The sequence below is a fragment of the Acinetobacter sp. YH12255 genome (genome assembly GCF_013417355.1).
Lineage (GTDB): Bacteria > Pseudomonadota > Gammaproteobacteria > Pseudomonadales > Moraxellaceae > Acinetobacter > Acinetobacter pseudolwoffii.
Genome location: NZ_VPEC01000053.1, coordinates 1 through 12,178, shown reverse-complemented (window position 1 = coordinate 12,178; position 12,178 = coordinate 1). Strand labels below are relative to the sequence as shown.

The following is a 12,178-nucleotide window of genomic DNA, read 5'->3' as shown; positions in this document are numbered from 1 at the left end:
AATCATTCTTTGGGCTGTGCGCTGGTATTGTAAATATGGCATTAGCTATCGTGAACTGCAGGAAATGCTGGCCGAACGGGGTGTGAATGTTGATCACACGACTATTTACCGTTGGGTTCAACGTTATACGAATCTAAAAATGGGAGCCTATAGCTCCCATTTTTATTGTTAAACGTTGAATCCTATATGTTTTCCTGTTGGAAGCTCTACATCAATACGGAGCTTCCCACCCATTGCCTCAACATACTTTTTCATGGTTGAAATCTTAAGATCATTGCCACGATTTTCTATTGCTGAAAGCGATGGCTGTTTTATTCCCAAAGTTTCAGCAAGCTCTTTTTGAGAAATTTCGAGTTCTTCACGAATAAGATGAAGCTGATTTTCTAGCAGTAATTCATCAGCCATTTTTTGAATACGGGCTTGGCTCTCTGGAGAGCGGCTAGCTAACAATTCTTGCAGAGTCTTAGCCATTAGATTTATCTCCTAGGGTAGTGAGATGAAGTTGGTATTGTTCATCTGCAATATCCAGCATGTCTTTATAAAAACGCTTTTTACCGCCTTTATCAGCAATACATAGAACAATAGCCTGTCGTAAGGGATCAAATGCGAAGAAAGCTCTTAAGGGTCTACCGCGATGTTGAACACGCAGTTCTTTCATATTGGTAAATTTAGACTCATACACAGTATCTACTAAAGGACGGCCTAAACTCGGTCCCTGCTGCTGTAGAACAACCAGGGCAGCTAGGACCTTCTCTTGTGTAGGTTCATCTTGCTGTTCAAGCCACTGATTAAATAGATCTGTCGTAATGACTGTCCACATACCACAACCAAAATATAGATTATAGTCTATATTTTAGGGGCATTATGTTTGTTTTGCAAATGAGAAAGGATAGGCAATAAAAAACCCCGGCATCCTGCCGGGGTTTTTCATATTGGGTTGCTAAGTATGACTCCTGTCTTACCTCACGTTCCTGGTGCGATCTTTCTTATTCTTGTTGTTTGGAACATCCTGTTCTCTATGGCTTCATCATAGGAAAATTCCACTGTTCCAGGTAGCCGCAAAGAGCCGAGATTGTTGTGCGCCAGGGCGTACAAAATAGCCTAAATTTCATCCACAGTAATTGGGGATAGTTTTCGCCCTGGAAGAGCTGAGAACATTGGGAAAATGCCAAAATTGATCATTTTCTATACAGAATTATTGGCAAGAACTATCAAAACTGCTCATAAAAAAGCCGACTTGTTTCAAAATCGGCTTTTTGCTCATTTTTGCATTTTTCTGATTTTAATAAGTTGCTGATATTTCAATTAATATACAAGTGTTGTAAGCCCAAAGTAGAAATGTCCGGTTTCTCCAAAGTAAAAATGTCCGCTTTTAGAATATGCGCTTTTGCAATTTTCTTAGCGGACGGTTTGATATGTTGGTGTCTATGTCGGATAACCGCCATTATATTTAATAAAAGTATAAGATCAGGGAAAGTTACAGTTTTTATTTAAAATTGAAGTATCCATTAGACTTATGAATATTTATAAAAGGTATATAATGAGTATTATTAACCCTCAAGAAACCTCTATGAAAGGTTTACAGTCAATCATTCTTTATGATTCTTTTCTTTCATCTAAACTATTCCGAGTTGATATTAGTGGTGGTCATACAAACATTACCGGTATCAACGGTGCAGGGAAAACCTCATTCCTGAACCTGATTCCTATTTTCTTTGGTGCCTCACCAAATGGGTTAATAGAGAAAGCTGCAAACAAGAAAAATTTCGTAGACTACTATTTGCCGAGCAGTCGAAGCATGGTGATTTTTGAATACCTTGCTCACTCAGGTACAAAGTGTGTGGTGCTGTATCGCAATAATAATCAGGGCAAGCACAACTACCGATTTGTTGATGGATGCGCGGAAGATACGCTATTAAGTGAGAGCAGTCTGGAAATCTTGGGTCTTTCTCAGAATGTGAAAGACGTATTTGATCAGGTTTATAAATCTGGCGTTGATGTGAGCCGTCAGATCGACAGCATCCCTGAATATATCTATACGCTGACTGCAGATAAATCACGACTGACAGGTGAAAGAAACCTTCGTGATTTATGCAACCGCTATTCACTGTCTGGAAGCAAACAACAGCTAAAATTCCTGAGCAATCTGACCCAGGTAACGATTAACCAGAACAATGTTGTCTCAAACTTCAAAACCATGTTAATTGAAGCGTATTTGGACAACGAGAAAATCAAAACAAAACCAACCTCTACCGCAGATTGGTTAGCAACCATCAATGATGTGAAAGCCCTACAAAGCCTTCAATCGGAAAAGCAGAAGATTATCTCTGGCATTCAGTTAAAGAATGCGGTCTTAGCCTCCTTTAATGCGCTTCATGCACACCTGTTGGTACTCCGGGACCATGTGGTGAACTACGAGCAGCAGATCAGTTCGATAGAGCATGAAATCTATGCGGTAAAGAACAAAGGGAATGAGACAGTCCGTAACCTGAATAACCAGATTGTACAAGTCAAAGAGCTGATTGCAGTAAAAGAAAAGTCTGCAGGTAACTTTAAACAGGCAATTCATGATATTGAAGTTGCGGAAAGACGTTATCAAGACATGAATATTTCCGTCATGGAACAGGAATATAAGAAACGTGCGCACTACTTCAACGAGATTGAAGAAGCGAAGAAATACAAACAGTTTTTGACTGAAAGCTACGAAAATATCAACCGCGAGTACGACAAGCATTCAGCAGATTTGCTTCGTGAAAAAATGGCATCCAGTGAAGCCCTTAATGCTGAATCTAACGAGGTTCAGGAGGCAATCAACCAGTTGCGAAACCGCTTTGATCTCAAGGTGAAAGAGCTTGAGCGCAAACAGGCTGAACAGCTCCAAATTCTTGATCAAGAAATTTCCAGTGAACGTCAAAGGCTTCTGGATATCCAGTCAGCAGCTATGGAGCGCATGCACCAATCAACACTGTTTACGGATGAAGAAAACCTACAGCTACAGCGCCTCAAGTTGGCTTATGAAGTCAAAGAGAATACCTTGTCTGCAAAGTCTGACGAATTGAAAGCGGCTCAAAACAAGCTTAAACAACTTAATTTTGATCAAAACAAGGCGCAGTATGATCTTAATGGATTAAAAGCCAAGCTTGAGAAAGCCAAGCAGTCAGAAGAGAATCTGCGTACAACCCTGTTCCAGAAAGACACCTTGCTACGGTTCCTGAATGATGCACCGAATGAAGATGTGGACTGGCGTACTACCATTGCGAAGGTCATCAATCCTGAGCTTTTCTTCAAAACCAACCTGAACCCTGTCTGGCAAACTGGCGTGAATGCCAATGCGCTAAGCCTCTATGGTCTTGAAATAGACCTGAACAAGTTGGAGATTCCAGGGGAAGCCGACAGTCTTGAGCAACTACAAATACGTCTGAAAGATGCCGAGATTTACACGGCTTCTTTGGTTGAGCAGTACGACAAGCAATCGCATCTGGCTCAGTCCATCCATAGAGAGATCAACGAGACCAATATTGCAGTTGTTAAACTCGAAAATGAGTTAAATACCCTGCAAAACGAGAAGCAGCAAGCCCGACAGGTTTATGACCAGACTGAGAAAGAGCTGAAAGCGAAGAAGGCAGAAGCTACACGTATTGAGCAAGAAGCTGTAAATAGAGCGAAATACGAGCTGCAAACTTTCAACAATCAGATTGAGCCGAAGAAACGTGGTGAGCTTCGATCAGCCAACATGCTTGAAAAAAATGGCTTAAAGGAGAGCTATGATGCGTCCTATGCAGACTTGCGTATCAAGCTTGACCTGATTGCCACAAAGGAAAAGCAGCTAGAGAGCAGCTATCAAGCCAAGATGGATGATTTGACCAACCTGTATCACAGCAAACTGCGTGAGCAAGGCGTGGATGAAAATATCCTGAAACAGGCAGAAATGAAGATCAAGGCTGCGATTGCACAGCACACCAAAGTCAAAGGCTATGAAAGCATTTTGGCTGAGTACGATATGTGGAAGAAAAACCACTATCAGTACAAGCAGAACCATATCGAGGACATGAACCAAGCTCTGAAACTTGTATCTGAATACAGCCACAATCTTTCCAAACTGGAAAGTGAGCTTGAACAAGTCCGAACCTCCCTTCGTACAAGAGTGGACAATCTTGAAGCGAGTGCACAAGATTTCAGGGAGAAAATCAAAAAGCTGGATAAACAGGGGCGTGAAATCGAAAACCTGTTCGATGACGATATCCTATTGGTAGAGGTAGATCGACCTGAGTTTTTAAGCTTCGACAGCTTCTCTCGTGATCTGGGTACGTTGGCTGATACACAGAAGAAACAGATTTATCAATTACGCTTGCAGACAAACGCTTCTAAGGCATTACTGCGCAAATATGAAGCCTTCTCTCTGTTCAAGCTGTTTGAGGAAAAGATGGAGAGTATGGGGACTACCAGTGAAACCATGAACACCATTAACTCCATGTCTACCATCGAAAGCATCATGGACTACGACTTGCCGAAAAAGCATGATGCAGTCACAAACATTTTCCGTAATAAATCGGCTCAGTTGCGTAACTATATTCAGGAAATCCTTAATCTAAATAAGCGTTTAAAGAGCGTATCTACGGAACTGTCTGGCTACCTGAACCGTAGCAACAAGTTCAAGGCATTCACTGACTTCTCAATGAATCTGGAAAGTGTGCTGAATGACAAGAACACCCTAGATCAGCTCAATCAGTTTGTTTTGCAGTGTGAGGACTATCAATCCTTTGAAAACATGCAAAGCAGCTCCATTCCGAGCGAGGATTTCATTCGTTGCTGTGAATACACCTTAAAGGCAATTGAAAGCACCAAAGGACATACTGATGATATCCGCTCTATGGTACGTCTGAAAATGAGCGTGATGAACAATGGTCGTCTTGCCGAGCTGCGTACTGACAACGACTTTACCAGTGCAGGGAGTACAGGAACGTCACGTATTCTGGTGCTGATCATGTTCCTCGCATTGTCACGGAAGTTATGCCCTGATAACTCGACCTACATCCATATCCCGCTTGACGAGATTGGCAACTTTGATGCGATCAACACCAATTTGCTGTTCGACATGATGGACCATAACAAAATCTATCTGGTCTGTGCTCAACCGGAAAACTCAACCTCTAACCACAAGTTTAAGAATCTCTACATTGTTGGAGCCAATGGTGTCAGCACTGTTGTTCCACTGGAAATCGAAGGCGATAACCCATTGCTTGCAGCAGAACCAGTCTAATAGGGAAAAAGTGGAGAATTTTAAATGGCTGATAAACGATTAACAAAAGTAGCGACCAAATTATTAGAAGGTTATCTAATTGACCAGTGGAGTGATTTTGAGAACTTTGAGTTTTTGAATGATGTCGAATTTTTAGATCAACTAAACAACCATATTAGTTTTCTAGGCAAAAAGTGTATTCAGACACCGTGCGGTGGTGGGTATTTCCTGATTTACCTTGATATTGAAAGTGACCCTGAGATCAAAAAGGTCATCACCAAACAGTTTGAGGAAAACGTCAGCAAAATGGAGCCACTTGTGGACTGGCTGCGACTGTTCAGAAAGGCAGGGGGGCGCAATGAACCTCTGATTGGAGGCGACAGAATTACGTCTGGTGAAATCCTGGTTGAAGTGGAGAAGTCCAAGCATGTCCAAAAAGGGCTAAAAGAACTCTCTGCAAAGTTGGGTAAGACCGCAAGCACAGTGAAAGACCAGATCAACGGTGTTATTCAGTTTTTGGTACAGCGCGAATATTTAGTGCCGGTTGGGGTTGTGGGTACTGAGTTTTTGGCAACTTCACGTTGGTCGATTTTCTACGATGAAGCTGAGTACCTTGCCGAACACAATGCGATTGATATCACTCAAACAGATGATGTGGAGCAGGGCGAGTTACTATGATCGACTTCGTGAATCCGGCTGAACGTGGGGCGAAGGTTTTCTCTGCAAACATTGATGCTATTGCCGAAGCAATCATGTTTACCAGTTCGTCTATTCAGGTCAATGAATCAAACAAATCCTTGATTGATAATTTGCTGTCTTGCGATCTTGGGTATCTGGATGCAGAAAAAAACACGCTGCATCTAAGAAACTTCGTCATTGAGTTTGTGAATTTCTATAAAAACAGAAAGAAACGCAACATTTCCGCACCCGACATTAGCGGTCTGATTGATCGTATCAAAACGGTGAGTACCGACTATGCCTTGTCAAAAGTCGAGGACCCGGAAAGTGCCGAAGTATTAAAGGTTGAAGCAAGTGACCTGATTATTGAGCTTTCAAACAATATCAGCGAGAACATGACCAATTTTGCCGATCAGTGCTTTGAGTATCTGTCGCTGTTCAACAACTACGACATGAAAATGCGTAAGGCTGAACAAAGCTTAAAGACTGCCAAAATGCTAATTACGGCACTGGAAATCCTTTCACCAAATACGATGGATGAATTGGCGGTAGGTGATGCAGACTTGCAGAGAGTGATCTCCAAACGTCTCAAGCCAAGCGTGTTTGAAGCCATTGAAGAAATGAACCACAGCCATCACCGACTGGACAAGCAACTCTTTGAATGGAAAAAGGACATAAAAACCCAGGAGCGAATCAATCTGATTGATGCGCTGCACCGTCATTTTGCCAACAACCGGACGCTGAATGCCGATATTGATTTCAACAAGGCACCTGATAGCTTCCGTCGTGTACCACTTATCAAGCTGAAAGCTCGTGCCGATATCTACCTTGAGGATTTTGAGAACACTTTATCTGCGGTAGCTCAGACAGCCAATCAGAAGCGTGTTAAAAAAGATGGTCCAGTTGTTGAAAAAAAACGCCCACCGGTAGAGAAGGCAACGCATACGATAGTGAAGGCAGTCTCATCTCTGGATAAAGCTGCATTTTTCTTCTTTGACGCTTTTGGCAGTCCGGCAATCAATGAAATATCAGCAAAGAACGCCTACATACGCCTAGAGCCTGGATGCAAATTTGAATACTGGATTAGTCGCCTCCTGTATGAGTTTGAACTCAACCACTCAAACCATCTTGAGTTGCAGTTAGTGGGTGAAACGGATGCTAAATATAATGGCAACTACTACATTTCAGATATCGTGTTTCGTCGCAAAGACAGCAACGGAAAGGTGATGCAATGCGCTTAGGGCAAAGAGAACTCTCAATCATTCAGACGGTTTTACAGCTTAAAACCAGAGTGGTGAAGCTTAACAAGACATGGACAATGCTGAACAAAGACATGCAGATCGGCAGCATCATCAAACGTGAGCTGCATCTAAGTGAATCAGATCTTGATGTGCTTCGGGTTCTGTACGGAAAGCATGTAAAAACGGAGCCAGAGGTAACGTATGACTCCAATGCAGACCGAATATCGCTTGCTGATCATCGTATAGATGAAAAGTCTGGCAATGCCAGCGTTTTCGGTGAGCAGCTTTGGTTTGCTGCGATCAATGCACAACTACCGTTAAAGTCCGGTGAGATGCACATTGCACATCCTGGCGTGACAACAGCCGTGTCCTTAGAGCATCTTGCAGTAGAAAAAATCAGGAAGCTGATCATTATTGAGAATGGCACTATGCTTGTACGGATTTCGGACTGGTATCAGCAAGTTCCACTCGAATGGCAAGACAGCCTATTCCTTTACAGGGGGCATGGTAAGAACTGCCGGTCAGTCAATCAGTTGCTTGAAGTTCTGCCAGAAGAATGTCCGGTAGCGGTGTATACCGATTTCGACCTGTATGGGTTGAATATCGCCAATAATTTCAACCTGATCAGACCAGTCTCTGTGATGGTTCCCCAATGTTGGCAAAGCATTAAAGAACAACACCCTGATAACAACTTCTATAAGTATGTAGACCAGTCAGAGTACATTTCGGATTTGTCGGAAACCGAAGGCATGTCGGAGCCGATGAAAGCGATCTTGAAGCATGTGAACTTCAATAAAGTTGCAGTTATGCAAGAGAACGTGAACCGGCTTGGTCCATTGGTGTGTATAGCAATTTAAGGGCACTGTTGCAAAAGTTCAAGGTGTTACTTTAGACTATACCCTAAAGTTACAATCTGAAAGTTCATGAAATTATGTATCATTTAAATGATTTTTAATCATAAGTAACATGTAACTTTAGTGTTAAAGAATTATAATTTACGAAATTGTTCATTTTTATCCAATTGGGGCGTGAAAAAGTGAAAGGCCAAAAAGTAGGGTATGTCCGGGTAAGTTCTGTCGAGCAAAACACTGGACGTCAACTTGAAGGAATTGAGGTCGACCGGATTTTTGTTGACCGTGCTTCAGGTAAAAATACTGACCGACCTAAATTTCAGGAAATGTTGAACTATGTCCGGGAAGGGGACAGGGTGATTGTACATTCAATGGATCGTTTTGCGCGAAGCCTAAAAGATTTGGTCACTGAAGTAGATAAACTGGTCAAACGAGGGATCGCCATCCAGTTTGTAAAAGAAAATATTACTTTTACAGCCGAATCCACCCCGATGGATAATTTGATGCTTCAAATGATGGGTGCTTTTGCACAGTTCGAACGTGAGATCATTTTAGAGCGGCAAAAGGAAGGAATAAAACTCGCCTCTGCTCAGGGGAAGTACAAAGGTCGGGTGCATAAACTAAAGCCTGACCAAGCTGAAGCTTTACGACAAGCATGGAAGGAGGGGACGTATCCATCGAAAATGGCATTAGGGAAAGCTTTTGGGATTAGTCGTCAGGCGGTATACCGATATTTACAAGTTAGTGAATAGCTTATTGGGATTAGCAACTAAATTTAGTTTAACTTATAAAAATCATGAAACACTGTTCGAATTTTAAGCGTGGAACGTGAAAAATCACAAAAAAAGCTCACCTTGGGGAAGGTGGGCTATCAACTAGAAACTACAGCATTGATTTCTAAGTGGAATTATAACACATTACGTATAAGGTGTATTATGTTAATTTTAGAAATTCTAAAAAAGGGATAGTTTTTAACTATCCCTTTATCTTGTAAAAATTATCTTAGTAATAATACTGGTTTTGTAGAACTTGATAACAATTTGGTCGTCGTACTACCAATAAAAAACTGGCGTATCTTTGAATGACCATATGCACCAATCACAATCATATCAATAACGTTTTTTTCTTGATAATCCAATATAGATTTCTCAACATCACCTTCAAGCACACTATCAATGACATCAAAACCATTATTTGCAAGTAGCTCTTTTGCCCAAGTGACTTGTGATGTCATATCACTATTTGGCTTACCAACATATACCACATGAGCTGTCAGGGTTTTTAATAAAGGGCTATTTGCAATTTTGTCTACACAAATACGTGCAGTAGGACTTCCATCAAAAGCAATTAAAAATGACTGAGGTGGACTAAACGGTGAGGATGTGATTAACACGGGTTTATGAAGAGCACGAACAACATTTTCAATATGGGTTCCAACTTTACTGGAATTGTGCTCGGTTTCAGTTCCATGCTTACCCATAACAAGAACTCGAATATCCTCTTCCATTCCCATGATTGTTTCTAAAAGACTGCCATGGCGTTGAAAGCTTTGAGCATCAATAGAGAACTTCTCCAATAGATAGTTTTTTGCTTCCCGAAGAAGAATTTGGCCATGCTCTAGCTCAATTTTCCCCTTACGTTCTTCCAGTTCAACCAACTCGTTTAGCAAGGTTTCTCGACTTCCTAGACCAATTGCACTACTTAAATCTTGTGGTGCTTTCGCTTTTGGCTTATCAATGACATGCAATAACTGAAGAGGTGAATTCAATTTATCGCTAAACCAAGCTGCATAATCACAAACGGTATTTGTTGCTAATGATCCATCAATACATGCAATAATTTTTGACATAATTCATCCCTCTTAGTGGCTATTTAAGCGATCTAAAGCATCTGGCTTATCATGGATACCAAACTTATCGACTAACGTTTTACTGGCTTCATTCATTCCAATCAGTTCGACTTCTGTTCCTTCACGTCTAAACTTAATGACCACTTTATCTACGGCAGCGACCGCAGACACATCCCAAAAGTGAGCCTGACTAACATCAATCACAACTTTTGAAAGTGCTTCTTTGAAATCAAATGCAGACGTAAATTTATCTGCCGAGCTGAAGAACACTTGACCCGTCACCGTATAAGTACGGGTACTTTCAGGTTCATTAAATTCGGACTGAATTGCCATGTAGCGTTCAATTTTGTTAGCAAAAAATAATGCAGAAAGAAGAACACCGACTAATACGCCATAAGCCAGGTTATGTGTGGCAACAACCACAACCACTGTCGCTATCATTACGATATTGCTAGAGAAGGGATATTGGCGAATATTGCGCAGTGAATCCCAGTTAAATGTTCCGATTGAAACCATGATCATTACGGCAACCAGTGCAGCCATTGGAATGACTTTGAGCCAGTCACTGATAAACACCACCATAATTAACAGGAAGACCCCCGCACTAAAGGTAGATAAACGGGTACGACCACCAGATTTCACATTAATAATTGATTGACCGATCATGGCACAGCCTGCCATTCCGCCTAAGAAGCCTGAAGCGACATTGGCAACGCCTTGTCCTTTACACTCACGGTTTTTATCACTGGTGGTATCTGTTAAATCGTCGACAATCGTTGCTGTCATCATAGATTCAAGCAAACCGACGGCTGCTAATCCCAGTGAATAAGGCAAAATAATAGCTAAAGTTTCAAGATTTAAAGGAATATCAGGAAGCAAGAAAATTGGAAGAGTATCTGGTAATTGCCCCATATCACCTACGGTTCTTACATCTAAACCAATGAACAAGGCAAAGAGCGTGAGGAGTACAATACAGATGAGGGGAGAGGGTAAAAGCTTGCCTATTACTGGGATATAGGGGAATAGATAAATAATGGCTAAACCACCAATTGTCATCGCATAGACATGCCATGTCACATTGGTGAGTTCAGGCAATTGGGCCATAAAAATTAGAATAGCCAAGGCATTCACAAAGCCAATCACAACCGACTTTGACACAAAGCGCATCAATGCACCTAATTTTAGATAGCCTGCTAGGATTTGAATAAATCCTGTCAAAATTGTGGCTGCTAATAAGTATTGCAGACCATGCTCTTTAACCAGTGTGACCATTAATAAAGCCATAGCACCAGTTGCAGCAGAAATCATCCCTGGACGACCGCCTACGAAAGAAATCACCACGGCAATACAGAATGAAGCATATAACCCTACCTTAGGGTCGACACCTGCAATAATTGAAAAGGCAATTGCTTCAGGAATTAGAGCCAAAGCAACAACAATACCCGCAAGAACATCCCCGCGAATATTGGAGAACCATTGTTCTCGAATAGTGGATAACATGAAAATAGCCTATTTTTTTAAATTTTAGGAAAGGCTAGTGATGTGATATATGACACACAAGCTACTACACCACATCACTAGACAGTGATGAGTTATTTACTGTTTTAAGAGATAAATAAACTTATGGTGGCGTAAGTGTCATATTAAGAAAGATATCTATTTTGGAGGGTTTCGGGGGCAATGATAGCAGTTAGGCCCTTTTCTATCCACCCTAACCGCAGTACTGAAGTAAAAGTAAGAATGATCATAGATAATTTTAGAATTGATTTATGTCCATTTAACATAATGGCTGTTATACGAAACGAGAGTGTTAGAACCCATTTAAAGTGTCTATATTCTCACCAATAAAAATGTCCGGTTTCTCCGAGGTAAAATATGACTTTTGAACAAAAATAAGCCATTGTTTATTCTTTTTATTTCCAACAAAATTCCAGAACTCATCTACTTCGAGAGATTCATAATGACTTTGCTGAGGCTGAATTTCATAGGTTGATTCAGTTAAAGTACGTAAAACTTTACCGATACTGATGCGCTCAACTTCAGCAATATCTCGTATACCGCTGCCTCTGACCATCAACTGTAATATTTTACGAGTAATACCTGACTTACATCCTAGATAGCTCAGTGCATGATCACCAATAAACTGACGTTTACAGTCTTTGCACTGATAGTTTTGTTTCCCATCTACTTTGATACCATTTTTCTTTATACTATCACTGAGGCAGGTTGGACATTTGATTGCTAGAGTTATTTGCATTTCTCTATTTTATCAAAATCCAATCGGCTTTTTCTTCAGCATACTTTTTGAAACACTACCAAA

9 protein-coding genes and 2 pseudogenes are annotated in these 12,178 nt (G+C 41.1%); 6 read left to right on the top strand and 5 right to left on the bottom strand.

Annotation, left to right across the window (positions count from 1 at the left end; genetic code table 11):
• Position 1: 1 nt before the first annotated feature.
• Positions 2–127 (top strand): annotated as a pseudogene (locus FTV30_RS14110) (IS6 family transposase); the annotation flags it as partial.
• A 41-nt stretch (positions 128–168) separates the two neighbouring features.
• On the opposite strand, the gene FTV30_RS14105 reads toward FTV30_RS14110, so the two are convergent.
• Both FTV30_RS14105 and FTV30_RS14100 read right to left on the bottom strand, forming a co-directional pair.
• On the bottom strand, positions 169–471 hold the full coding sequence (locus FTV30_RS14105; RefSeq protein ID WP_001140620.1) for a helix-turn-helix domain-containing protein: 303 nt from the start codon (positions 469–471) through the stop codon (positions 169–171).
• On the bottom strand, positions 464–820 hold the full coding sequence (locus FTV30_RS14100) for a type II toxin-antitoxin system RelE/ParE family toxin (RefSeq protein WP_004668307.1): 357 nt from the start codon (positions 818–820) through the stop codon (positions 464–466). Before FTV30_RS14100 ends, FTV30_RS14105 begins: the two co-directional genes overlap by 8 nt.
• Positions 821–1,540: 720 nt before the next feature.
• Here FTV30_RS14100 and FTV30_RS14095 point away from each other — a divergent pair.
• The 5 genes from FTV30_RS14095 to FTV30_RS14075 all read left to right on the top strand — a co-directional run bounded on the left by FTV30_RS14095 (position 1,541) and on the right by FTV30_RS14075 (position 8,761).
• Positions 1,541–5,260 (top strand): ATP-binding protein, encoded by a 3,720-nt coding sequence (locus FTV30_RS14095; RefSeq protein ID WP_078390059.1) that lies wholly within the window; start codon positions 1,541–1,543, stop codon positions 5,258–5,260.
• A 24-nt stretch (positions 5,261–5,284) separates the two neighbouring features.
• Entirely contained in the window at positions 5,285–5,917 is a 633-nt protein-coding gene (locus FTV30_RS14090; RefSeq protein ID WP_004676008.1) for a hypothetical protein, read from the top strand.
• A complete protein-coding gene (locus FTV30_RS14085; RefSeq protein ID WP_180001799.1) occupies positions 5,914–7,158 on the top strand; it encodes a hypothetical protein in 1,245 nt (414 codons plus the stop codon). The genes FTV30_RS14090 and FTV30_RS14085 overlap by 4 nt, the downstream gene beginning before the upstream one ends.
• Entirely contained in the window at positions 7,149–8,015 is an 867-nt protein-coding gene (locus FTV30_RS14080) for a hypothetical protein (protein ID WP_004676005.1), read from the top strand. The genes FTV30_RS14085 and FTV30_RS14080 overlap by 10 nt, the downstream gene beginning before the upstream one ends.
• Before the next feature lie 179 nt (positions 8,016–8,194).
• The gene (locus tag FTV30_RS14075; protein WP_120376091.1) at positions 8,195–8,761 is read left to right on the top strand and encodes a recombinase family protein; all 567 of its coding nucleotides are present in this window, start codon (positions 8,195–8,197) and stop codon (positions 8,759–8,761) included.
• A 245-nt stretch (positions 8,762–9,006) separates the two neighbouring features.
• Here FTV30_RS14075 and FTV30_RS14070 read toward each other — a convergent pair whose 3' ends face one another.
• From FTV30_RS14070 to FTV30_RS14060, 3 genes and pseudogenes are all read right to left on the bottom strand, one after another.
• Positions 9,007–9,858 carry a universal stress protein gene (locus FTV30_RS14070; protein ID WP_180001798.1) on the bottom strand — a complete coding sequence of 284 codons (852 nt, stop codon included), beginning with the start codon at positions 9,856–9,858 and terminating at the stop codon, positions 9,007–9,009.
• 12 nt (positions 9,859–9,870) lie between these two features.
• On the bottom strand, positions 9,871–11,358 hold the full coding sequence (locus FTV30_RS14065) for a SulP family inorganic anion transporter (protein ID WP_005146104.1): 1,488 nt from the start codon (positions 11,356–11,358) through the stop codon (positions 9,871–9,873).
• A gap of 388 nt (positions 11,359–11,746) precedes the next feature.
• Positions 11,747–12,115 (bottom strand): annotated as a pseudogene (locus FTV30_RS14060) (IS1-like element ISAba3 family transposase); the annotation flags it as partial.
• Between the last annotated feature and the right edge of the window lie 63 nt (positions 12,116–12,178).

Excerpts from the sequence above, each read along its gene's own strand:
- FTV30_RS14100 (WP_004668307.1), bottom strand. The coding sequence starts at position 820 with ATGTGGACAGTCATTACGACAGATCTATTTAATCAGTGGCTTGAACAG.
- FTV30_RS14070 (WP_180001798.1), bottom strand. The coding sequence starts at position 9,858 with ATGTCAAAAATTATTGCATGTATTGATGGATCATTAGCAACAAATACC.
- FTV30_RS14105 (WP_001140620.1), bottom strand. The coding sequence starts at position 471 with ATGGCTAAGACTCTGCAAGAATTGTTAGCTAGCCGCTCTCCAGAGAGC.
- FTV30_RS14080 (WP_004676005.1), top strand. The coding sequence starts at position 7,149 with ATGCGCTTAGGGCAAAGAGAACTCTCAATCATTCAGACGGTTTTACAG.
- FTV30_RS14090 (WP_004676008.1), top strand. The coding sequence starts at position 5,285 with ATGGCTGATAAACGATTAACAAAAGTAGCGACCAAATTATTAGAAGGT.
- FTV30_RS14095 (WP_078390059.1), top strand. The coding sequence starts at position 1,541 with ATGAGTATTATTAACCCTCAAGAAACCTCTATGAAAGGTTTACAGTCA.
- FTV30_RS14065 (WP_005146104.1), bottom strand. The coding sequence starts at position 11,358 with ATGTTATCCACTATTCGAGAACAATGGTTCTCCAATATTCGCGGGGAT.
- FTV30_RS14085 (WP_180001799.1), top strand. The coding sequence starts at position 5,914 with ATGATCGACTTCGTGAATCCGGCTGAACGTGGGGCGAAGGTTTTCTCT.